Raw genomic sequence first — 22,911 nt, 5'->3', positions numbered from 1 at the left:
CTGCGCGCGAGCGTAACCCGCGAATATCAGAATGATCGACCGTCGAGATCAGCTTCGCCTTCGGGTCCAGGATCTTCCAGGGACGGTCCGGTCGTCAGCAACGACGGCGCAGTTGACTCGGCTCGTCCATATCAGAAGCGCACCTGCGCGCTGTAGACGATGCTGCGGTAGTCGTTGGAGGGCAGCTCGTTGAGGAACGGCCCGGTCTGGCGCACGTACTCCGGGAAATACGTGAGGCGGTTGGCGACGTTCTTGACCGCCAGCACGTGCCTGATCCTCGACTTCGGCCGTTCGTAGGCCGCGCTCAGGTCTCCCGAGGACTGGCGGGAGACGGCCGCGAGCCGCCCGGCCGTCGCGCCGCGGTAGCGGACCACGCCCGAGAAGGTCACCGGCCCCCAAGTCTTCGCCGCGCCGGCGGCGAAGGCGATCTTCGGGACGAACCGGAAATTGGTCTCCCAGCCGTCGCGGCTGCGGACGTACGTGACCGCCGCGAACGCGTCGAGGTCCTCCGGCCGCCGGTAGCGGGCCTCGAGCTCCGCGCCGACCGCGTTGAACTTCCCCCCGTTCTCGTACTTGCGGACGCCGGGCACGAACACGCCGTCGTCGAAGAGCACGTCCTTCGTGACCCGGTCGATCTTGTTCTTGTACTGGGCGATGTAGGCGACGGCCTGCAGGGACGCGCGGCTGCGCTGCGCGAGGTACGCGACCTCGGCGCTGTCCGAGCGCTCGGGCTGCAGGCGCGGGTTGCCGGCCACGGAGCGCGTCGGGTTGAGGAAGAAGAGCTCGAAGATGGACGGGCTCCTGTAGGATTGGCCCGCGATGAGCTTGACGCTGTTGTCCTCGTCGATCAGGTAGATCAAGGTGCCGCGCGAGGCGACGTTCGTCCCGAAGTACTGGTTCCGGGTCAGGCGGCTGCCGACCGCGCCCTTCCAGCGGTCCTTGTCGAGGCCCAGCTGGGCGAAGGCGGAGTACTCGAAGACCTGGCGGCCGTGGAGGTTCGTGCCGCTGATCACCGCGCCGCTGCGCGGGTCGTAGGTCTTGTAGAAGTCCACCCAGCGGTAGTCGTAGTCGGCGCCGCCCTCGAGCTCGAGCGCCGGCGACGGCCGCGCGTCGATCTTGACCAGGTTGTGGATCCGATAGCCCGAGGTCCGGGTGGCCTCGGTCTCGTCCTGCGTCCGGGGGAAATCGCGCTCGTTCCAGTCGTACGTCGCGGACCAGCCGAGGTCCAGCGCGTCGGTCAGCGGCGCGTCGAGGGAATAATTGGCCAGATAGCCGCTCCGCTTCTGGAGCCGGCCGGCGCCCTGGGCGAACTGGGGCACGGCGCCCTCGAGGTCGAGGAACTCGTCCTGGTAGCCGTTGAACAGGACGGAGTGCCCGCGGTAGGCCCCCGCGAGGGTGAAGTTCCCGCCCCGCGGATAGCGCAGGTCGTCGACGCCACGGGAGACGCCGGTCTCGTCGGTGAACGACACCCTCCGGCCGCGCTCGCCGGCGGCGTTGGCGGCGACGAAGAAGGAGCGGCCGGCTTCCCGGGACTGGTAGTTCCCGCCGGCCTGGTACGCGGCGGGGACGCCGAACTCGCCGTGAAGGCGGACTTTCTCCCGGGCCCCCCGCGGCCGGCGCAGGACGATGTTGATCGCGCCCGAGAAGGCGTTGCTCCCGTACAGCACGGACGACGGCCCCTTCAGCACCTCGATGCGCTCGACGTCGTTGATGTGGACCCGGTCGAGGAAGCCCTCGCCGGTGGTCGACAGCCATGACGGGATGCCGTCGATCATGATGAGGACCTTGTTCGCGTAATGCGAGGGGAGGACGCCGCGCCCCGCCGGGACCGTGTTCATGAACGTGGTGCGCGTCATGTAGAGGCCGGCCGCGACCGAGACGGCCTCGGACACGGTCAGGAAGTTGTAAGCCTCGATCATCGGGCGATCGATGACGGAGACGGTGGAGACCGTCTTGAACAGGGGCTCGGGCCGGGTCGACGCGACGGCCGCCTCCGTCTGCATGAACTTGAAGAAATCATAGTCCGTGTCGCCGTCGGCCGGGCGGCCCTGGGCGACGGCGGAGGACGCGGCGAGAACCGCCGATAGGACGGCGAGCGCGGCCTCCTTTGAGGCTTTCATCGCCGTAAGATACGCCATCGCCGCGTCCCGGGCCATAACGACGGGGTGAATTAAATGTCAAGACGCGGCTCGACGCCGTCGTCACGAGACGGCGACACGGCGTCCATGGGAGAGGGCGGCGGAGTCGGTTAGAATCGGGCATCGACCATGACCCACGACCGCGCCGCCGCGCCGTCCGTCTTGCTGCTGCTCGCGGCGCTCGCGGCCGCGCCTCCGGCTCCGGCGCAGGAGATCGCGGCCGTCCTCAGCTCCGCGCCCGGCCCCTATCAGGCGGCCTTCGACGGCTTCCTCAAGGCCATCGGGCGGGAGGTCGCGCCCGTCCGGCTTCCGGCGCGCGCGCCCGCCTCCGGCGCGCGCGTCGTCGTCGCCTTCGGAGGCGAGGCCGCCGTCCAGGCCTACGCGGACGAGGCGACCTTGATCGCCTGCATGGCGCCGGGGCTCGGGACGAGGCTGCGTCACCGGGGGCCGTTCGTCTTCGTGTCGATGAAGCCGGCCCCGGGAAGGCTCCTCGCGGAGCTGCGCCGGCTCCAGCCCGGGCTCAAGCGCCTGGCGGTCCTATCGGCCGGGAGGGACACGGCGAGCTACGTCGCGGACCTCCGGCGGGCCGGCGCCGCGGTCGGGATGGAGATCGTCGCCCCGCGCGCGGCGGGATCGAGCGCCGTCCCCCACGCGCTCCGCGCCCTGCTGGCGGCCAAGGCCGACGCCGTCTGGCTCGCCCCCGATCCGAGCCTGGCCACTCCCGAGAACTTCCAGACCATCAAGCAGTTCTCGTGGGACAACCGCGTGCCCTTCTACGCCCCGACCCGGGGCCTCGCCGCCGCCGGCGCCGCCGCGGCGGTGTCCGTCGGCGCCGAGGAGGAAGGGCGCCTCGCCGCGGAGCTGGCCCGGCGCGCCCTCGCCGGCGAGGACCTGCCCGAGATCGTCTATCCGACGCGGACCTCGATCACGGTCAACCTCGAATCGGCGCGGAACGCGGGCCTCGTCATCGACCCGGACGCGCTCGGCAAGGACATCGAGGCGCTGCGATGAAGCTCCAGACCAAGTTCCTGGCTCTCATCCTCGCGGCGGGGCTCCTCGGCTCGGGGCTCGTGCTCGTGCTGATCCAAGGCTCCGTCCATTCGATCATCATCGGCGGGATCGAGAAGAGCTCGGTCGTGCTCGCGCTCGCCTCGATGCACGACCTGGCCGCGGCCATGGCGTCCCGCCGCGAGATGGACCTGCTTCCGGTCCTTCAGAAGCTCCAGCGCGAGGAGGGCGCGCTGTACGCGGCGGCGCTCGATCCGGACGGGAAGATCCTGGCGCACACCACGGTCACGGAAAAAGGCCGGATCGAGGACGACGAGTTCACGAGGGCGGGCCTGAGCGCGGGAGAGCCGCGGCTGAAGAAGGCCAGCGTGCGCGGGGAGCCCGTGCTCCTCATCACCGTCCCGGTCTGGCCCCCCGCCGCGGACGAGGAGTTCCTGCTCTCCGGCCCTCTGCGGGCGGGGATGAAAGGCCGCATGGGAACGCTCAAGCTCGCCGTCCCGCTGCGCGTGCCCGAGGAGACGGAGACGCGCATCCTCCGGGACATCTCGCTGATCGTCGTCCTGATCGGAGCGAGCGTCTGCGGCCTCTTCGTCCTGCTCGCGCGCGGCATGCTGGCGCCGATCCACGGCCTGATGGCGGGCATCGCGCGCATCGGCCGGGGGCAGTTCGACGTCAAGGTGCCCGTCCTCTCGCGGGACGAGCTCGGCGAGCTCGCGGAGAGCTTCAACGCCATGAGCGGCGAGCTGGCGCGCACGACCGTGTCCAAGGAGTACGTCGAGGGCGTATTGGAGAACATGGACGACATGCTCGTGGTCACCGGTCCCGAGGGCCTCATCCAGACCGTCAATCGCGCCGCCGCCGAGGCTCTCGGCGAGGCCGAGGTCGTCGGCAGGCCTCTCGCCTCGATCTTCGACCCTCCTCCGAAGGAGGAGCTCGTCCGCGACGCCGAGGTCGTCCTGCGCACCAAGGACGGCGGGCGCATGCCGGCGCTCTACTCCTCGTCGGTGTTCCACGGACGCGACGGCCGCCTCCGGGGCTTCATCGGCGTGGCCAAGGACATCACCGCGCGCAAGCGCAGCGAGGAGGCGCTGCTCGCGGCCAAGCTCGCGGCCGAGGCGTCCAACCGGGAGCTCGAGACGTTCAGCTATTCCGTGGCCCACGACCTGCGCGCGCCGCTGCGCGCGGTGGACGGCTTCAGCCAGCTCCTCCTCAGCGAATACGCCGGCAAGCTCGACGAGGCCGGGAAAGACTATCTCAACCGGGTCCGCCAGGGAAGCAAGCGGATGGGACACCTGATCGACGACCTTCTCAACCTCTCCCGGATCACGCGCACCGTCCTGCGCCCCGAGAGCGTCGACCTCAGCGCCCTGGCGGCGGCGATCGGCGACGAGCTGAGCAAGGCGGAGCCCGGCCGCCGCGTCGACTTCGTCGTCGCCCCGAACATCCGGGCGTGGGGCGACCCCAACCTGCTGCGCGTGACCCTCGTCAACCTCCTCGGCAACTCCTGGAAGTACACGAGCAAGCACGCGGCCGCCCGCATCGAGTTCGGCGCGAAGGACCGGGGCGGGAACATCGTCTACTTCGTGCGGGACGACGGCGCCGGCTTCGATATGGCGCTGGCCAAGCGCCTGTTCGAGCCCTTCACCCGCCTGCACGCGGCGAACGAGTTCGAGGGCACCGGCATAGGCCTGGCCACCGTCCAGCGCGTCGTTTCGCGCCACGGCGGGCGCGTCTGGGCGGAGAGCGCGGTGGAGCGCGGCGCCGTCTTTTATTTCACCTTGTGGGAGCGAAAATCATGATCGAGAACAAGGTCATCCTCATGGTCGAGGACAACACCGACGACGAGAAGCTCATGCTGATGTCCCTGCGCAAGAGCAGCGTCGCCAACGAGGTCGTCGTCGCCCGCGACGGCCAGGCGGCGCTCGACCTGCTCCACGGCTCCGATGGGTCCCCGGCGACGCTGCGGCCGATGGTGGTCCTCCTCGACCTGCACCTCCCGAAGATCGACGGCCTCGAGGTCCTGAGGAGGATCCGCGGCGACGAGCGCACGCGGCACCTGCCCGTGGTCGTGCTCAGCTCCTCGGACGAGGAGAACGACCGCATCAAGAGCTACAACCTCGGCGCGAACAGCTACGTCTGCAAGCCGGTCGATTTCGGCGCCTTCGCGGCCGCCGTCAAGGAATTGGGGCTGTACTGGCTCCTGCTCAACCGCCCCTGCCCGTGAACCGGCTCAGCGGGCGAGGAGGCGCAGGATCTCGGCGACGCTCCAGGCCTGGGAGCGCGTGCCGCCCGGCTTCTGCGCGGGGCCCGCGCTCCTGAAGACCGGGGCGAGGCCCGCGGGATCGTCGAGGGAGAAGTCCTTCAGCGCAGGGTCGTCCTCGCCGCCGTCGTAGACCTCGGGAAGGGAGCCCTCCGGGACGCCGGCGAGCGCCTCGACGAGCGGGGTGATCAGCGCGCGGGTCTCGGCGCCCGTCCGAGCCTCGTCCCAGCCCATGTCGCGGCGCACCTGGGCCAGCGCCTCGGCGAAGGCGCCCATCAGCCAGGGCCAGACCGTCCCCTGGTGGTAGGCCTGGTCCTTCTCGAGCGGCGGCCTCGACGTGTCGTAGCGCGCGCGATAGCCGCTGTCGCGGCCGGACAGCGTGCGCGGCCCTTTGCGGGTCAGCAGGTCGCGCGTCGCCGCGAGCATCACGGCGCGGCGGCGCTCGGGGCTCAGGAGGTCCCCGCCGCGGCTGACCGCGAACAGCATGTTGGGGCGGATCGCCTCGCCGTGCGGGTCGCCCTCGACGACGTCGCGCAGGGCGCCGCCGGTCCCGCCCCAGGCGCGGCGGTTGTCCTCGGTCTCGAACCAGAACTTCTCGTTGAACGACGCCTTCACCTTGTCGGCCAGCGCGCCGCGCGCGGCCGCGGCCCCCGCGTCGCCGGCCCGGGCCTCGAGCGCGGCCAGGAAGCGCAGGTTCGCGTACCAGAGGGCGTTGATCTCGACGGTCTTGCCGTCGCGCGGCGTGACCGGCTTGTCGCGCCCCTCGGGGTCGGCGTCCATCCAGGTGGCCTGAGCGGGCGTGACCACGAGGCCGTCGGCGTCCATGTAGATCCTGTTCTTGCGCCCGTAGCGCTCGTAGGAGGCGCCCTTCTCGTAGCCGGCCATGATCCGGCGCACGACGGGGGCCATCTCGTCGACGAAGGCCCAGTCGCCCGAGGCCTCCGCGTACGACTTGACCGCCTGGACGTACCACATCGGCGCGTCGGCGGTGTTGTACTCCGCGTTCTTCCCGTCGGTCTTGTTCGGGATCAGGCCGCCCTTCTCGAAGGCGGCGAAGCGGCGCAGGACGGACTTGGCGTCGTCGAAGCGCCCCGTCGTCAGCAGCAGGCCCGGCAGGGAGATGAAGGTGTCGCGCCCCCACTCCTCGAGGAACCAGTCCATGCTCGCCGCCCAGATCTGCACGGAGTCCCCGTCGCGCTTGACGAACGCGGCGGCGGCGGCGGTGAACGCCGCCAGCGCCGCCTCCGGGGCCCGCCACACGTCTCCGTCGCGGCTCGCCTTCAGCATGCGCAGCTGAGGCCGCGCGTCGGAACGGACCCGGTTCGCGTAGTCGGCGTCCTCGGGGAGCGGGATGCGGTAGCGCCAGGTGGAGACTCCGCGGCGCATCTCCTTGACCGCGAAGGGGTCGCGCCACTCGTCGCCGAGGGTGTAGGCGACGAACTTGGCGTTCGCGCCGGAGGAGCCTTCGCGGCGGGCGGCGAAGTAGCGGCCGAGGAAGTCGGGGCTGCGGGGATCGTCGTGGGAGCTGACCTTCTTCCAGTCCCCGCCGACCGTGAGGAAGCCGAGGCGCTTGGCGTCCGCGTCCTTGCCCTCGAAGGCCTCGGCGAGCGGGAAGGCGCCGCGCGCGCCGAGCACCTTGCCCAGCGCCGCGACGAACTCGTCGCCGGGCTCGTCGCCGCTGGCGAGCTGGCCGTTGCCGAACTTGTAGGCGAAGTGCAGCGCGTCAGCGCGCGCGCCGTCGAAGCCGAAGTCGAGCCAGTGGCGATAAGGGTCGAGCGAGGCGGCGTAGCCGTCCTTGCGCAGCTCCGACCAGCGCCACAGCGCCAGGTCCTTCCAGTCCTCGTGGATCCAGGCGTTGATGATGCCGGGGTTGCGCGTGCGCAGGTCGGCGAACAGGCCGGGGCGCTTCCAGGCGTCGACGGAGTTCTTGGCGCGGAACATCGGGATGTCGAAGAGGACCTTGCCGCCCGCGGCGTGGACCTCGGCGACGGCGGCCTTCAGCTGGCCGCGCGCGAGCCACTGGGACCAGCGGCGGACCGCGACGAGGACGGGGAACTCGGGCGCGGCGCGCGCGGCGCGCTGATCCTCGGCGCTCCAGTCGAGCGCGGGTTTGCCGATGAGGGCGGACAGGGCCATGAACTCGGCGTACTCCTCGAGCCAGGAGGCGTTCTTCGCGGCGAACTCGGCGAAGGCGCGGGCGCGAGGGGAGTCCCCCGCCTTCTGGAAGCGGGCGTACGCCTCGCGGGCGACGGCGCTCTCCCGCGCGCGCAAGGCGGGATAGTCCACGCTCTGCGAAGGCGCGACGACGCGCGCCGCCAAGGCCGGGTCGTCGCGGACCTCGTCGACCCGGGCCCAGTCGATCTGATCCTCGTTCAGCGCGTACAGGCTGACCGGGGCGTAGGGGCTCTCGTCGAGCGTCGCGAAGTGCGGGAGGAGCAGGACGGCGTCGACGCCCTGGCCCTTCAGCTCCTCCCGGTAATAGCGGCCCAGGTCGGAGTACTTGCCGACTCCCGGGTCGGTTTTTTTGGAAGAGCGGAGGGCATAGAGCGGAACGGTCTCGGCCGTGCGCGTCGCCGAGCCGTCCTTCCACCAGCGGGAGGCGTCCTCGGCCGGCGCGTCCGCCCCGTCCGCCGGCGACGGCGGCACGGGCGCGAACGCGAGCAGGCCGCTCAGGACGGCGCGGGCGGCGCGGCTCGCGAGGCCGGCGGTCAAAGCGGCGGGCGCCGGCGCCGTCGCGGTCCGCGACGAGGCCTCGTCGGCCAAGGCCCGGGCCTCGCGGACGATCGACTCGGGGTCGTGCAGGCGGGCGCGGAGGGCGTCGAGGGCGCGGTCCTGGGAGTCGAACAGGCCCGCGCCGACCTCGTGCTCGCCGTAGGCCGGGAGCGGCGTCGCCGTGCGCTTCACCAAAGAGGCCAGGTAGAGGAACCAGCCGTCGGGCAGCGGACGTCCCGCCGCCTTCATGCCCTCGGCGAGCGCGCGGGCGAGCTCGGCCAGCTTCGCCGCGGTGCGCTCGGCCGCGGCGGCGGTCCCCAGTACCTTCGCCGGGGCGGGCGCCGGGGTCCCGAGCACGGCGTCCGCCGCCGCGACCGCCGCCGCGGCGAGCGCCTCCCCGGGCTTCAGGTCGTCGACGAGATCGGTCCAGGCGACGATCGGCGCCTCGGGGGTGCCGCGCGAGGAGTAGAACTGCAGGCCGTCCGAGCTCGCCGCCGCGACGACCACGGCCAGGCCCGAGTTCCCCGGGGCCGCCACCGTGCCCCTCGCCGGTCCGGCGTTGCCGGCGCCGACCACGACGCCGATCCCGGAAGCGACGAGGCGGCCGATCAGGAGGGACAGCGGGGTGCGGCGCGTCGTCGGCGCGGCCAAGGTCAGCGCGATCACGACCGGGCCCTTGCCCCGCGCGGCCTCGGCGACGCGCTCGAGCGCCTCCATCACGCGCGCCTCGGACACGCCGCCGGAAGCGCGCACGCGCACGAGCGAGAGGTCGGCCCCCGCGGGGATCTCGGCCCGGGCCTCTCCGTCGCCGAGGTCGATCGTCGCTCCGCCCGGCTCGGCCGGGGCGTTCGACAGCGGGTAATAAGGGAGAGAACGCCGCACGGTCCAGCCGCGGTGCTCGAGGGCGATCGTCAGCGCGTACAGCTTGTGCTCGGGGACCGACAGCCACAGCGCGCCCGCCTTCGGCAGGGCCGCCTTCGCTGTCGTCTCGAAGCGCGCGAGCGTCTCGCGGTCGATCGAGCCCTCGCCCGGCGGAGGCAGGGCGATCAGGTCGACCGGGCCCATCGCCTCGTCCACTCCGGAGACTCCCGAGCCGGAGGCGTCCATCGGCGCGGTCGGCGCGTCGAGGGGCACCCCCGCGGCGCGCGCCAGCAGCTGCACGAGCTCGCTGAGCGCGCCGGGCTTGTTGACGGCGTCCCGGTTCCTCACGACGAAATCCGTGATGATGGGCTTCAGGGGCTCGGCGCGCAGGCGCGCGACGAAGGCCTTGCTGCGGACCGCGACCGGGAAGACCTTGGCGATCGTGCGCGTGAGCGCGAGGTTCTCGGGGCCGGCCGCGTCGAGCAGGTCCGTGACGACGCGGTCGCTGATAGTCTCGGGCGCGGCGTCGGCGAGGTTCGAGAGCGCCGCCGAGGCGAGATGGCGGATGTTCCCGCGCTCGCCGCGGTCGCGCACGCGGGACGACAGGCCCTCGGCCTCCGTCGCGGTCGCGTAGGCTCCGGTCTGGCCGAGCAGCCACACCGCGGAGAAGCGCGCGCGCTTGTCCGCGTTGCCGAGCTCCTTGACCGCGCGGGCGATCGCCGAGCGGTCGCCGCGGCGCGCCAGCGCGTAGGCCGCGTAGACGCCGACGTCCCAGGACTCGTTCGCGGCGGCCTTGCTCAGCAGGGCGTCGACCGCGTGCGTCGGGATCTCGGCGAGGGCCAGGAAGGCCATCTGCCGCACGCGAGGATCGGGGTCGTTGAGCCCCGCCTCGGCGAGGGCCGCGGCCGACGCCGGGGACTTCAGGTTCATCAGCGCGGAGGCCGCCCGCAGGCGCACGAGCCACACCTCGTCTCGAAGGGCCGACAGCAAGGCCGGCACCTCCAGATCGCGCGCGGCGGCGAAACGCTTGGCGACCTCGGCCTGGATCGCGTTCCCGACGGCGGAGCGGTCCACCGGCTCCTCCGAGGGCTCCTCCGGGTTCTCCCCGTCCTGCAGGGCCTGCGCCTCGCTCTTCGCGAGCTCCGCTTCGCGGAACGCGCGGTCTTCGGCGTCCTGCACGGCCTTCAGCCGCTCGAGCCAGGCCCACGCCCCGGGGGCCGGAGCCGCGGCCGCGCCCGTCAGGCGGCGCCACAGGTTCAGCGCGCCCGCGCCGAGGGCGCGCGTGCCGGAGCCGGCGACGAGCGAGACGGCGGCGATCGCGTCCACGAAGCCCGCGCCCTGGAACCAGACCGGCACGCCCATGTCCTTGGCCGTGCGCATGAGGACGGCCTTCACCGCGAAGGCCATGTTCTCCGCGACGAAGGGCGTGATGGCCCCGGCCGAGCGCATCGCCAGCTTCACGAGCAGGGCGATGCCCGCCAGGGACGGGTTCGACATCGAGGTGCCCGACATGCCGGTGTGCTTGCCGTCCTCCAGGTCGGAGGCCGAGCGCGGCGAGTCCTTGGACTTGGCCGAATAGACGCCGTCCTTGTAGACGTTGCTCGAGCCGGGAGTGGTCGTCACGTCGCCGCCGATCGCGGTGACGTCGGGCTTGAAGCGGAAGCGCTTGATCGCGTAGCGGCGGTCGATGTCGGGGCCGACCGAGCTGTAGAAGGATATCTCCCGGACGCCGTCGTCCTTGCTCTTGGCCGCCGCGGCGACCGCGATGACCTCGACGCCGGCCGCGGGCTGGCTCAAGGTGCGGTCGAACGGGCCGGAGTTGCCGGCGCTCGCGGTGACGATCGGGTACTCCCCGGCCGCGTTCTTCTGCCTCGTGAGCTGGGAGAAGAAGTCCGCGAGGTTGTCGGCCGACGAGCCGCGGCTGCCGAGGCTCAGGCTGATCACGTCGACGCCTTTCTTCTGCGCGATGGCGGCCGAGCCCATGATCTCGCCGTCCGAGGCGCCGGGCTGGTCGCGGGAGAACACCTTGGCCATCGTGCCCGCAGCACCCCGAGCCATCCCGAGGAAGCCCTCGTTGCCGGAGATCGAGGTGCCCGCGACGTGCGTGCCGTGGCCGATCCAGTCCTCGGTGCCCTCGTCGACCATGTCGACCACGTCGAGGCGCCCGCCGAAGTCGGCGTGCGTCGAGTCCGCGCCGGTGTCGATCCACAGGATCGAGCCGGCCGCGCCGGTGATGCCGAGCTTCCAGACCGGCTTGACGCCCTGGAGCTCGGCGGAATCCATCAGGTGCGGCTGGAAGTCCGACTGGGAGCCGAGGATCTCGGCGCTCGCGCTCACGAACTTGCGGATCGCGCTCGCGTTGCGGCGCGGCACGGTCACGTAGATCTCCTGGCGCCCGACGTCCGCGCCGAACACGTGGCGCACCGCGACCTCCATCTTGTCGAACAGCTCGAGCTGCTGGCCGAAGCCGGCGTCCTCGAGGGACTTGCGCGCGGTCGCCCGGCCTTCCTCGGTGAACGAGGCGTTCGGGACCGAGGCCGCGATGCGCCCGCCCTGGATCGGCCGCAGCCAGAGCCCGACGCGGGCCTCGACCTTCCTCAGGATGAGAAGGTGGCCGCCGTCCTCGAGGTCCACGCGGGTGACCTTGAACTGGCCGCCGTCGGCGGACTCCCAATAGCGCAGCAGCTTCTCCCATGAAACGACCCCGACGTCGTCCGGACCAAAGGATAAGAAGGCGAAGCCGCGGTCGCGCAGGCCGGAGTACAGGCCGTCCATCAGGCTCGACACGCCGACGCCCTTCAGGCGCTGGGAGGCGATCTGCCGCCAGAGCTTGCGCACCTCGCCCTCGAACGCCCTCATCGCCCGGCTCGAGCCGTTCTCGCGCAGGCGCTGGGCGCGCTCGACGAGGTCCGTCCAGGCGGACGACTCGCTCGTGCCGTTGAACGCCTCGCCGCGCACGACGAGGCGCGTCGCGAGCACGTAGAGGCTGTCGAGCTGCTTGAGCACCTCCTGCAGGCGCAGGGCGTCCTTGGACTTCGGCTCCGGCAGGGCGCGGGTCGCGCGGCCGAGCACGATCGCGCGGTAGCGGTTCGCCGACTCCGCGAGGGCCTTCTGGGGCTCGTCGTCGCTGCGCGCGGTGACGCGCGCGGCGCCGTCGGAGAGGCCGGCGTAGAGCTTCGGGTCCTCGAGCTCCTTCGAGTCGGGATTGAGGACGAGCACGTCGTACGGGCGGGAGAGGCGAAGGGAGGTCTGGGTCTGGGTCAGGGCGCGCTGCAGGCCGGACACCTTGATCTGCTTGAGCGCGCGCGGCCCCTTGAACTCGCTCGCCCGGGCGCGGAGCTCGGAGACGAGCGCGGACAGCAGGCCGCGCAGCGCCCCTCGCGGAGGGCCGCGCGGCGCGCTCGCCTTCATGTGGGTGAGCTCGTGGAGCAGGATCTGCCGCAGCAGCCACGGCGTCGCCGCGAGCTCGGGGCGGACCCAGATGTGGCCGCGCGAGGCGAAGGCGAAGGTGAAGTCCTTCCAGCGGTTGTCCGGGCGGTACGGCTTGATCAGCGCCGCCGCGTTGCCGTCGAGGCGCCCCTCAAGGACCTCGGCGCGCAGGAAGGCCCGGAGGTCGGCGTCGGTGGCCTTTCGGCCGCGCCACACGGAGCCGACGAAGGCGACCGCGTCGACGAGCGCGTTCAAGACGAACAGCCCGGTCAGCGCCATCGCGCCGATCGCGGCGACGGCGAGGATGGTGCCGCCGATCGTCGGCTCCGCCTGGGCGGCGGTGAACGCGTGCGCGCCCCAGCGCGCGAATTCGGCCACGCCCCAGGCAAGACCGGAAAGACCCGCCAACGCGAGGGAAAATCCTAATCCGCGTTTTTCGCCTTCCGGCTTGGTCGGCGGGACCGGTTCCGGGATGACGGGCGCGCCGTTCTCGCGCGAGGCGGTCAGTTGGGAGCGGCGGAAGGACTGGGACACGGAGGCGTCGACGCCGGCCCCCGTGTCCGCGACCATTCCGTTGCCGTTCAAAAGCCGTTCCCCGGTGACGCGCTCCGCGAAGTCCTGGGCGGCGGCGGCTCCGAAGGACTCGCCGGGGGCGGAGGGCTTTACGGCCTCGAGCGCGGACGGGGCGGCGGCGTTCGGGAGAACGGGCTTCGCGGCGGCGACCGGCTTGACGCCGACGAGGGCGGCCGGCGCCGCGATGGGACGGGCCGCGTTGAGGGACGGCGCCGCGAGAGACGGGGAAAGGGACAACGACGACAACGGCGAAGACAGCAACGGCAAAACGGATGGGGAACCCAACCCGGCGCCAGGAGTCGCGGGGAGCAGGCCGAGCTGCGGGACGACGGATATCGACGAAACTTTTCCGGCAACCTGCTGAGCGAACGCGGACGAGACGTTGGGGCCCCATGAGGACAGGAGCATCGCCGCGCAGAGCGCGGCGGAAACGAAACGGCGCGACGACGGATGTTTTTTCATCACTGCAAAAAGATCATGTCAGGGTGCGCTTGCTCGGGCTTCTTGGGCTCGAGCGGGCGACGCTTGGGCTCGGGCGACGACTTCCGGGTCGGCTTATCCGATTTCTCGTTTATCGGCTCGTTGAATCGCTTGGAATCATCCGCCACGCCCGGCGTCCGCTTCTTGTAAATGATCTTGTACCCGCGCCCGATCTCGTACGGCAGCGCCACGCCGATCTGCGCGATCCAGCTCCGATACTGGAGCTGCCCCAGCGCCTTGACCTCGGCGTTGAAGAACGCGCTCCACTTGGGCCGCGCGTACTGCACGCCCGCGATCCAGCGGCCCTGGCTCTGCTCGGGGTGGTCGCTGCTCTCGCCGAGCACGTCGGCGATCAGGAAGGTCCGGGACTTGAGCTCGAGCTTGGAGCGCACCGATCCGGTGGCGTAGTTGTAGCCGAAGCCCGCGAACGGGGTCCATCTGTCGTAGCTCTTGTGGGCGACCGCCGTCAGCGCGAAGCTGTTGAGGTTCCAGTCGATCTCGCCGTTGAGGTCGCTGTCGGCGGTGAAGTTATCGTCCACGTTCACGTTGAATTTTCCCTTCAGGCGCGTGCGCCCGCGCACGTGGTTGTAGTGGGCGCCGAGCGCCACCTTCGGCAGGTCCTCGTCCCACAGGTCGAAATGCTGACGCGCGCCGAGGCCGAACGAGTTCGTCTGGACCTGGGCGGTCATCGTCGGGGAGATCTTGTAGCCGGGAGGCGTGGTCGCGTCGGCGAAGCGGAAATAGGCGTCGCCCCGCCACGGCAGGCCCATGCGCAAGTGCAGGGCCAGGTTCGGGAAGAGGACCTGGTTCGGGAAGATATTGGCGCCGCCCTGCTCCTCGAGGGCCGGGACGGTCAAGGTCGGGAAATTGGATTTGTTGAACGGGATGCGGCCGATACCGAGGGACAGGTCGGGCTGGAGGGCCCACCCGGTCACTTCTCTGGGGGGGTCGAAGGTAGACCCCGCGTTGAAGGCCAGACCGTTGGCCATCTCGTGGCTCAGCCACTGGGTCATGCTCCGGAAATCGGCGGACAGGCTGGGATTGGCCGCCCTTGCGGGAGCCGCCGAACAGAGGAAGAGCGCGGCCGCGAGCGCGGCCGAGCTCGATCTCAATGCTTGATGACGACACGCGAGCGGCTGCGGTCGGTGGACCAGTGGTAGGCCTGAAAGCCGGGCTTGAACGTGAGGGTCGTTCTCAGCCGGTACGCAGAGGAGACCTTCGAGCGCACGCCGTGTTTACGGCCGTTGGGAGAAGCGTTTTTCTTCATTGGGACCTCTTGATTTGATGGTAGCAGTCACCCAATACCGCGGCATGGGCCCGAGGTCCCACCCCCCCGGCGACAAAAGGCCCACTATATGGAAATTTCGTTAATGACTAAAAGCCTGGCACTTTTAGCCGGCAAGACGGTCACCAACCAACAAAAAAAAGGCGGCGGATCCGTTAGGATCCGCCGCCCCGAGACGCCCCTGGGATCAGGGATTCTCGTAAACCTTGAGCTTCCCGTCCTTCTGGGTCAGGCCGACCCGGGCGTTGGCGAACATCTTGAAAACGGCGACCTTGTCGGAGGGCACCAGCTCGGCCGGGATCAGGAACACGTGGATCTCGCCGCTCGCCTCGGTCAGGATGAAGGTGAAGGTCTTGGCCGTCTTGTCCACCCGGCCGCCCTTGATGTCGTCGGTGTAGAACACCTTGTACGCCTGCCCCGCGACCGCGACCGGGGCCCCGGTCGCGCCCACGCCCTCGAGCATCTTCTTCAGGGTGATGCGGACCATGTCGTCCTCGTCGGCCTTGTTCTCGAGGATGATCTCGCTCTTCATCTGGTTGATGACGTTCGGGGAGAGGCGGAGGTTGTACTGTGCCGTTCCGGCGGTCACCGTCTCCTCCTTGTCGAGCAGGCCCTTCACGTTGAAGAACACGGGCTCGGAGCCGCTCACCAGGATGGACACGTACGCGTTCTGCTGACGGTCGAAGGCGCCGCTGACCCAGGCCTCCTTGCCGCCGAGGACGTACTTGAGCGGGCTCTTGAGCTGCTTATTAAGGAGCGCCGCGAGATCGATGTCGCCGACCTGGGCGCCCGCGCCCGCCGGCGAGCCGCCGAGCTGGGCGAGCACCGAGAGGCTGAACCAGTTCATCGAGGGCATGAGCTGCGCCGTCGGCTTCGGCATCTGCACGGTCCACTTGCCGGCGGCCGGCTTGGGCAGCGCCTGGAAGAAGGCGGCGTTCATGAAGGCATGGTCCGCGCCGACGGCGACCGCCTCCGAGCCGGCGTGCGCGCGACGCGGCGCGGCCGCGAGGATCAGAGCCAGAACGAGAAGCGTTTTCGCGTGATTCATGGGCCTCCTGAGTCCGTCCCGGTGTCAGGCATTAAATACTTCGTCGGGGCCTGTCGACCGGTGCGGGATTCTAAAACATGGTCCCAATGAATGCAAGCCTAAATCAAGCGGGAGCGCCGGGAAAAAACACCCCCTCCGGTCAGGCTTCGTAAGGGTGTTTCGGGTCGAGGGCTAAGGGCGGAGGCACAGGGATATAGAGTATCTTCCCGCGGAACTCCGGCGTCTTCAAAACCGCCGGTTCGTCCGTCCCGCGCTTGTCCGCCTCGACGAGGACGAAGACGCGGCAGCCCTTCGCGAGCAGGCCGCGGACCCCGGCCGCGTCGGGGACCCGCGGGTACGCCGCCGCTCCCGAGTAGTACATCGCCTGCGGCGACTTGGAGTCGCCGACGTTGAGAAGGACTTTGGGCCCCGGGACCTCGCGAAGGCGCAGCATCTCCCGGCGGAACGACGGATAGTCGTACGTCTCGCTCCAGGGGCACAGCGAATAGTCCGCGCGGAGCCGCTCCACGGCGGCGGCGCCCGTCTGGAGGCCGGCGGCGGCCAGCGCCGCGAGGGCGGCCGCGCGGTACCGGCCCCGGCGCGCCGACCACGCCGCGGCGCAGCCGAAGCCCGCCAGGAGGCACAGCGCGGGGACCGCGACGGCGACGTAGGCGTACAGCTTGGTCGCGATGAGGGAGAAGAAGACGTATGGGACCGCCAGCCAGCACAGCGCGCTCGCGAGGCCGCCGTCCTTGCGCCGCGCGGCCTCGCGGACCCCGTACGCGGCCGCGGCGGCCGCGAAGGCCCACGCGAGGACGGGGCTCCCGCCGTATTGCACGGGGAGTATCTTCAGGTACCACCACCAGGCATGCGCGTGGCCGTCCAAGGCCTTGAACAGGTGCTCGACGTGGAGCGCGGACTCGTGACGCCACAGCTCCGGCCACCGGCTCAGGCAGTACAGCGGCCACGGAAGCGCCGCGGCGAGGAAAACGGCGAACGAAACGGCAAGGAGGCGGGCGCTCCCGCGGGGGCCGCGCAGGGACAGCATCAACGGCAGGGGCGCGGCGAGGCCGAGCAGCGCCACGGCGGACATGCACAGGGTCCCAAGACCGAGCGAAAGCCCGGCGGCGGCGGCCCAGGCGCGGCTGTTCCTGCGGGCCGAGACGGCGAACAAAAGGACCGTGAGCGTTATGAAGAACGCGTTGACCACGTGCGGCGCGTCGTCGGGGATGCGTCCCGACACCAGGCGGATCATCAACGGATTGATGGAATAGAGCGCGGCGGCGAACAGGCCCGCCAAGGAGGCCGACGGCCCGAACAGCTCCAAGGCCAGGAGATAGATCAGCAGGATCGCGAGGGTGTCGAGCGCGACCGAGGGAATCCGGAACGACGCTTCATTCTCCCCGAACGCCGCGATGCCGGCGGCCATCAGCCACAGCGGCAGGGGCGGCTTGTGGAGCCAGACGCCGGCCATCGTCCAGTCCCGGTCGTCGGCGGGCAGGACCTTTTCCTCGTACAGGGTCGGCACGAGAGGGTGCGCCGCCAGGTTCTTGGCGACGAGCGCGTGGTAGGCCTCGTCCCATTGGCTGATGTAGGGATGGTCCGCGGCGCGCCAACGCAGCCCGAAGCCGAGAGCGAGGAGCAGGGCGAGGAACGGCGCCGCGGAGCGGAGCGGCGGATTTCGAGACGGCGCGGCTTCGGCGTTCACGCCATATTGTACGATGTGCGGATGAGCGCTAAGCGGAAGTTCATCATGGGCGTGGCCGGCGGCTCAGGCTCGGGCAAGACGACCTTCGCGCGCGCGGTCCTCGAGCAGAGCCGGGCCGCGGGGATCACCGGCCGGATGTTCTCGCTGGACAACTACTACCGCCCGCTGGGCCACCTGAGCCTCGAGGAGCGCACGGCCTACAACTTCGACCACCCCCACGCGATCGACTTCGAGCTGGCGCTCGAGCAGCTCCACCAGCTGCGGGCGGGCGAGGCGATCGAGCAGCCGATCTACGACTTCAAGGCCTACACGCGAAAGCACGAGACCGAGCGCCTGGAGCCCGCGCAGATCATCGTCGTGGAGGGCCTCTACGCGCTGCACCCGAAGGAGCTGCTCGACCTGTACGACTACAAGATCTTCGTCTCGACGGGCATCGCCACCGCGGCCCTGCGCCGCATCTCGCGCGACATCACCGAGCGCGGGCGCGACGTGGAGGGCGCCAAGCACCAGATCCTGACGACGGTGCTGCCGATGTACGAGACCTACGTCAAGCCCACCCAGCGCAACGCGCACTTCTCCATCAACTGGGAGGGCGAGGAGATCCCCGGGAAGTCGACCGAGGGCCTGATCCGGATGGTGCGGGACTTCTTCCGATAAACGTCCCGTTCGCTACTGGCCGTAGGCGAGGCGCAGGGCGAGGTACTCGGGAAGCCCCGCGGCGCGGATCTTGTTCTGGACCCCCGTGACGTCGTAGGGCACGCGGAATATCCGGAACGTGCCCTTCTCGGAGTCGTACAGGCCGCACGAGGCGCGGGGGTCCTGGTCGCGGGGCTGGCCGACGGAGCCCGGGTTGAGCGCCACCGGGGCCATCACGCCTCCGTAGATGCGCGGCAGCGTCTCCTCCTTGTCCTCCAGGGAGCGCCAGTCGACCTTCTCGGAGTCCCCCTCGGCGTAGCGGAACACGAGCGGCATGTGGCTGTGCCCGACGAACAGCGGCCATTTGTTGACGAGCGGGACGCTGTCGCGGAACTGCAGCGGGCTCATCAGGTACTCCTCGGCCGGGTTGCGCGGCGTGCCGTGGGCCAAGGTGAAGTCCGGCGTCTCGAGCCGGGCCGTCAGGCCCTCGAGGAAGGCGCGGTTCGAGTCCGAGAGGTGCGCCCGAGTCCAGACCACCGCCGCGCGCGCGTACTGGTTGAACCACTCCAGGTCGAGCCGGTCGATGACCGCCAGGTCGTGGTTGCCGCAGATGATCGAGAGGTTCTTGAGGGCCCGGATGCGGTCGAGGCAGGCGTCGGGCTCGGGGCCGTAGCCCACGAGGTCGCCGCAGCAGATCCAGCCCTCCACTCCGAGGTCCTCGAGGTAGTCGAGCACGGAGCTCAGCGCCTCGTAGTTCGAGTGGACGTCGGAGAAGACCCCGTAGAGCACAGTCCTTCGTTATACCAGACGCCGGAGACGGGCGCAAGCGCCCGGTCGTCGGGCGCTACGCTTCGGAAGGACCGGGCTCGGACGGGGCGAAAGGACCCTGGATGGCGACCTTGTGGCTCGTCGCCTCGCGCTCCGTGCCGCCGACCTTCTTGCGGAAGTCGACGGAGATGAGCTGGCTGACGCCCTTCTCCTCCATCGTGACTCCGTAGATGACGTCGGCCGCCTCCATCGTGCGCTTGTTGTGGCTCACGATGAGGAACTGCGTCTTGTTCTGGAACTCGCGCAGGAGTGCTACGAACCGCTCGATGTTGGCGTCGTCGAGGGCCGCGTCGGCCTCGTCGAGCATGCAGAACGGGGAGGGCTTGACCATGAAGAACGCGAACAGCAGCGCCACCGCGGTCAGGGTCTTCTCTCCGCCCGACAGGAGCGTGATGCTCTGCAGCTTCTTCCCCGGGGGCTGGGCGACGATGTCCACGCCCGTGGTGAGGATGTCCTCCGGGTTGGTGAGGATCAGGTCGGCCTCGCCGCCCTCGAAGAGCACGCCGTACAGGCGGCGGAAGTGCTCGCGCACCTCGGTGAAGGTCTGGCGGAAGTTCTCGCGGGTCGCGTTGTTGATCTTGACGATCGCCGCCATCAGGTCGTCCTTCGCCTTCAGGAGGTCGTTGATCTGCCCGATCAAAAAGCGCTGCTTCTCGGCGAGCGCCTCGTACTCCTCGGGCGCGGCCATGTTGATGTTGCCCATCGCGGCGATGCGGCGGCGCAGGAACTCGATCTTGTCGACTTCGACGACGACGCCCTTGAACTTGTTCTTCGCCTCCTCGGCCGTGAGCTGCCACTCGTCCCAGAGGCGGGTCTTGAGCAGGTCGTACTTGGACTTCATCGCCGAGGCGTGGACCTCGTGCTGATGCAGGTCGGCCTGGGCCTGGTCGTGCTGGCCCTGGAGCTGCTTGATCGTCTCGCTCATCGTGTCGAGCTGGTTCTGCAAAGTCTGCAGGTTCTCGAACACGGACTTCGCCGCGTTCTCGTGCCCGGCGAGCTCGGCCTGGAGGGCCGTGATCTCGACGCGCATGCTCTCCTGGGAGGCGAGCGTCTCCTCCTTGCGGCGCGCGAGCTCGTCGGCCTCGGCCGCCAGGCGGGCGATCGCGGCCTCGAGGGAGGCCTTCTCGTCGTCGAGGCGCTTGCGGCTCGAGGAATGCGCCTCGAGCTGCTGCTCGACGCCGCGGACGCGCTCGTCGTGCCCCTGGAACGCGGCGCGCTTGCCGGACTGCTCCTCGCGAGCGAGCGCGAGGGCCTCGGCGGCGTTCGTCTCGGACAGGCGGACCTCGGCGACGCGGGCCTCCGCCTCGGCGCGGCGCGCCTTGCGCTCGCGGATCGTCTCCTTCGCCAGCGACGCGTCGGCGATCGCCCGGGCGGACTCCTCGGTGGACAGCTCCACGTTGCGGGCGTGGTTGGCCAGCGACTGCTCGAGCTGGCTCACCCGGGCCTCGAGGCCGTGGCGGCGTCCGGACTCCTGGGACAGCGCCGCGGCGACCAGGCGGGCGGCCTGGAGGGCCTCCGTCAGCGCGCCTTCGGTCTGCGCCCGCTCCGAAGCGAGCTCGGCTCCGCGCAGCTCGAGGGAGGCGACCTTCTCCTTGATCTCGCCGAGGTCGGCGAGCGTGGGCTGGGGGCCGTCCTTCGACGGCGCGCCGCCGAAGACCCAGTGCTCGCCGAACAGCGAGCCCTCGAGCTCGTACGCCTCGGCGAAGAGGTAGCGCAGGGCCTTCTCGTGGCGCGGGTCGTACTGCAGGCGCGAGAGCAGGGGCTTGGCCTCGGCGGGATAGGCCTTGTCGGCGGCCTCGGGCAAGGAGGACAGGACCAGGAAGCGGGCCCGGCCCGTTCCGGAAGCGCGGAGCAGCTCCACGCCCAGGCGGGCGGCGGCGGAGTCCTCGACGACGACGGCGAACAGGCGCTCGCCGAGGAGATCCTCGAGCTCGGGCTTGAAGGCGTCGTCCACGCGGAACAGGCCGCGCACGGTGCCGACCACGCCGGCGATGCCGGCGTTGAGCACGGCCTGGGCGCCGACCCAGTACGGGTTCTGGCCGCCCTGGGACTCGAGGGACTCGGCTCTCGCGGCCGTCTGGGCGAGCGCGGAGTGCAGAGTGACGGTCTCCTCGCCCAAGGCGCTCTGGCGGGCGCGCAGCTCCTCGGCGCGCAGGTCGGCGGCGGCGGCGGCGGACTGGGCCGCCTCGAAGGCGGTCTCGGCGAGCACGGACTCGGCGCGGGCCTCGTCCAGGCGGCCGCGAGCCTCGGCGGCCGCGGTCATGTCGCGCTCGAGGCTCTTCAGGGCGGAGCGGGCGCGCACTTCGGCGCGCGTGAACTCGGACTCCGCGCTCGACAGCTCGCGACCCAGCTCGTAGGACTCCTGCGTCTTCGCCTGCGCCTCGCGGGCGAGGGAGTCCTTCTGGGACTGGGCCTCGGCCACGGCCGCCTCGATGGCGGCCAGCTCGGCGCTGGCGGCCTCGGCGCGGGCCTTGGCCTCGGCGAGAGCCGCCTCGGCGGCCGCGATGGACGCGGCGACGACGGCGATCTCAGGATCGATGGACGCGGTCCGGCCGCGGTTGAGCTCGGCCTCGGCGCGGCACGACTCGGTCCGGGCGTCCATGCCGGCGACGGACTCCGCCGAGCTCTGCAGGCGCTCCTCGAGCCGGCCCACCGCGGTCTTGACCTCGGCGACCTTCGCGTTCGCCTCGATCAGCTGGTTCTGCTGACCCGTCTTCTCGAGGTTCAGGGCGGCGTGGTTGGCGCCCTCGGCGGCGATCTGCGAGCGGCAGTTCCCGAGCGTCTCCTCGACGGGCCCGATGCGCTCCTGCATCAGCGCCAGCTCCGCCTCGATGGACGCGGTCTGCTCGATGATGTGCGCGGCCTCCATCGCCGTCAGCTCTTCCTTGTACTTCGCGTAGAGCTTGGCGCGGCGGGCGTCGGAATCGAGCTTCTTGACCTGCTCCTCGATGAGCGCCACGGAGTCCTGCAGGCGGCCCAGGTCCATGTCCACGCGGTCGAGCTTGCGCAGCGCCTCGGCGCGCTTGGCGTTGTACTTCGCCACGCCGGCGGCCTCCTCGAAGAAAGCGCGGCGTTCCTCGGGCTTGCTGCGGATCATCGAGTCGACGCCGCCCTGGTCGATGATCGCGTAGCCGTCACCGCCGAGGCCGGTATCCAGGAACATCTCGCGGATGTCGCGCAGGCGGCACTGGGTCTTATTCAGGAAATACTGGGACTCGCCGGAGCGGAACAGGCGCCGGGTGATCATCACCTCGGAGTACTCGACGGGGAGCATCGAGCTGGCGTTGTCGAAGGTCAAGGTCACTTCGGCCAGCGACTGGGGCGACCGCTTGGCGGTGCCGGAGAAGATCACGTCGGTCATCGAGTCGGCGCGCAGCGACTTCCACGACATCTCGCCGAGGCACCAGCGCACGGACTCCATGACGTTCGACTTGCCGCAGCCGTTCGGTCCGATCACGCCCGTGATGCCGGGCTCCAGGTCCACGTGGGTCTTATCCGCGAAGGACTTGTAGCCGACGATGTCGATCGATTTCAGGTGCATGGGACCTCGGCGCGACGAAGTTTGTCCATCGAGTGCTATCTTTTACTGGCCAGTCGCGTTAACAGCACGACAGTATAGCATTTCTCGTCGAGAAATGCAAGTTTCTTCGTCATGCCGCCCGTCGGCGGGCCCGCGGGGCCCTTGACGAAAAAGCCCGTTCTCTTTACTCTTACGAAGACGATGCGGCCCCTCCTCGCCCTCGCCGTCATCCTGGCCCTCTCCCCCGCGGTCCTCGCCGCGCCGGTCCCGGTCGCCGCGACCGCGCAGGCCGACTGGCGCCGGGAAGGCGTGGACGACCGGGTCAAGGCGGGCCTCACGAGCTTGGGCTGGCGCCTCGAGGACGACGGCCGGGCCCTCGACCCCAAGACCAAGGCCCCGGTCACCAAGGCGGTCCTCGACAAGGCGGTCCTCGACCTCCGCCAGGG

Annotated in this window: 13 protein-coding genes; 5 read left to right on the top strand and 8 right to left on the bottom strand. The window is 70.3% G+C overall.

Annotation, left to right across the window (positions count from 1 at the left end; all coding sequences use genetic code 11):
- Positions 1-131 precede the first annotated feature (131 nt).
- Entirely contained in the window at positions 132-2,120 is a 1,989-nt protein-coding gene (locus tag HYV14_10435) for a TonB-dependent receptor (protein ID MBI2386417.1), read from the bottom strand.
- A 147-nt stretch (positions 2,121-2,267) separates the two neighbouring features.
- On the opposite strand from HYV14_10435, the gene HYV14_10430 reads away from it, so the two are divergent.
- The 3 genes from HYV14_10430 to HYV14_10420 are packed head-to-tail and all read left to right on the top strand — an operon-like array spanning position 2,268 to position 5,370.
- Positions 2,268-3,149 (top strand): hypothetical protein, encoded by an 882-nt coding sequence (locus tag HYV14_10430; GenBank protein MBI2386416.1) that lies wholly within the window; start codon positions 2,268-2,270, stop codon positions 3,147-3,149.
- Positions 3,146-4,945 (top strand): HAMP domain-containing protein, encoded by a 1,800-nt coding sequence (locus HYV14_10425; GenBank protein ID MBI2386415.1) that lies wholly within the window; start codon positions 3,146-3,148, stop codon positions 4,943-4,945. Before HYV14_10430 ends, HYV14_10425 begins: the two co-directional genes overlap by 4 nt.
- Entirely contained in the window at positions 4,942-5,370 is a 429-nt protein-coding gene (locus tag HYV14_10420; GenBank protein ID MBI2386414.1) for a response regulator, read from the top strand. The genes HYV14_10425 and HYV14_10420 overlap by 4 nt, the downstream gene beginning before the upstream one ends.
- A 6-nt stretch (positions 5,371-5,376) precedes the next feature.
- Here HYV14_10420 and HYV14_10415 read toward each other — a convergent pair whose 3' ends face one another.
- From HYV14_10415 to HYV14_10395, 5 genes are all read right to left on the bottom strand, one after another.
- On the bottom strand, positions 5,377-13,443 hold the full coding sequence (locus HYV14_10415; GenBank protein MBI2386413.1) for a 4-alpha-glucanotransferase: 8,067 nt from the start codon (positions 13,441-13,443) through the stop codon (positions 5,377-5,379).
- The gene (locus HYV14_10410) at positions 13,443-14,474 is read right to left on the bottom strand and encodes a hypothetical protein (GenBank protein MBI2386412.1); all 1,032 of its coding nucleotides are present in this window, start codon (positions 14,472-14,474) and stop codon (positions 13,443-13,445) included. The genes HYV14_10415 and HYV14_10410 overlap by 1 nt, the downstream gene beginning before the upstream one ends.
- Before the next feature lie 95 nt (positions 14,475-14,569).
- Positions 14,570-14,728 carry a hypothetical protein gene (locus HYV14_10405; GenBank protein ID MBI2386411.1) on the bottom strand — a complete coding sequence of 53 codons (159 nt, stop codon included), beginning with the start codon at positions 14,726-14,728 and terminating at the stop codon, positions 14,570-14,572.
- Between the two features lie 205 nt (positions 14,729-14,933).
- Positions 14,934-15,794: a hypothetical protein gene (locus HYV14_10400; protein ID MBI2386410.1), complete on the bottom strand. Its 861-nt coding sequence runs from the start codon at positions 15,792-15,794 to the stop codon at positions 14,934-14,936.
- A 139-nt stretch (positions 15,795-15,933) separates the two neighbouring features.
- Positions 15,934-17,481, bottom strand: a complete 1,548-nt coding sequence (locus HYV14_10395; protein ID MBI2386409.1) for a glycosyltransferase family 39 protein — start codon at positions 17,479-17,481, stop codon at positions 15,934-15,936.
- Positions 17,482-17,502: 21 nt separating this feature from the next.
- Between HYV14_10395 and udk the strand changes: the two genes are divergently transcribed.
- A complete protein-coding gene (gene udk, locus HYV14_10390; GenBank protein MBI2386408.1) occupies positions 17,503-18,138 on the top strand; it encodes a uridine kinase in 636 nt (211 codons plus the stop codon).
- Between the two features lie 12 nt (positions 18,139-18,150).
- On the opposite strand, the gene HYV14_10385 is transcribed toward udk, so the two are convergent.
- Entirely contained in the window at positions 18,151-18,906 is a 756-nt protein-coding gene (locus HYV14_10385) for a metallophosphoesterase family protein (protein MBI2386407.1), read from the bottom strand.
- 55 nt (positions 18,907-18,961) lie between these two features.
- Positions 18,962-22,486, bottom strand: coding sequence for a chromosome segregation protein SMC (gene smc, locus HYV14_10380; protein MBI2386406.1), 3,525 nt, complete (start codon positions 22,484-22,486; stop codon positions 18,962-18,964).
- 180 nt (positions 22,487-22,666) lie between these two features.
- Here smc and HYV14_10375 point away from each other — a divergent pair.
- A partial coding sequence (locus HYV14_10375) for a hypothetical protein (GenBank protein MBI2386405.1) occupies positions 22,667-22,911 on the top strand: 245 nt, incomplete at its 3' end.

It is taken from the genome of Elusimicrobiota bacterium (assembly GCA_016182905.1).
GTDB lineage: Bacteria > Elusimicrobiota > Elusimicrobia > UBA1565 > UBA9628 > GWA2-66-18.
Note: the sequence above shows the minus strand (reverse complement) of the source record. Positions and strands in the feature narration are given on the sequence as shown.

Bases quoted from the DNA above. Each gene is read 5' to 3' on its own strand.
- HYV14_10435 (MBI2386417.1), bottom strand. From the start codon at position 2,120: ATGAAAGCCTCAAAGGAGGCCGCGCTCGCCGTCCTATCGGCGGTTCTC.
- HYV14_10430 (MBI2386416.1), top strand. From the start codon at position 2,268: ATGACCCACGACCGCGCCGCCGCGCCGTCCGTCTTGCTGCTGCTCGCG.
- HYV14_10425 (MBI2386415.1), top strand. From the start codon at position 3,146: ATGAAGCTCCAGACCAAGTTCCTGGCTCTCATCCTCGCGGCGGGGCTC.
- HYV14_10420 (MBI2386414.1), top strand. From the start codon at position 4,942: ATGATCGAGAACAAGGTCATCCTCATGGTCGAGGACAACACCGACGAC.
- HYV14_10415 (MBI2386413.1), bottom strand. From the start codon at position 13,443: ATGAAAAAACATCCGTCGTCGCGCCGTTTCGTTTCCGCCGCGCTCTGC.
- HYV14_10410 (MBI2386412.1), bottom strand. From the start codon at position 14,474: ATGACCCAGTGGCTGAGCCACGAGATGGCCAACGGTCTGGCCTTCAAC.
- HYV14_10405 (MBI2386411.1), bottom strand. From the start codon at position 14,728: ATGAAGAAAAACGCTTCTCCCAACGGCCGTAAACACGGCGTGCGCTCG.
- HYV14_10400 (MBI2386410.1), bottom strand. From the start codon at position 15,794: ATGAATCACGCGAAAACGCTTCTCGTTCTGGCTCTGATCCTCGCGGCC.
- udk (MBI2386408.1), top strand. From the start codon at position 17,503: ATGAGCGCTAAGCGGAAGTTCATCATGGGCGTGGCCGGCGGCTCAGGC.
- smc (MBI2386406.1), bottom strand. From the start codon at position 22,486: ATGCACCTGAAATCGATCGACATCGTCGGCTACAAGTCCTTCGCGGAT.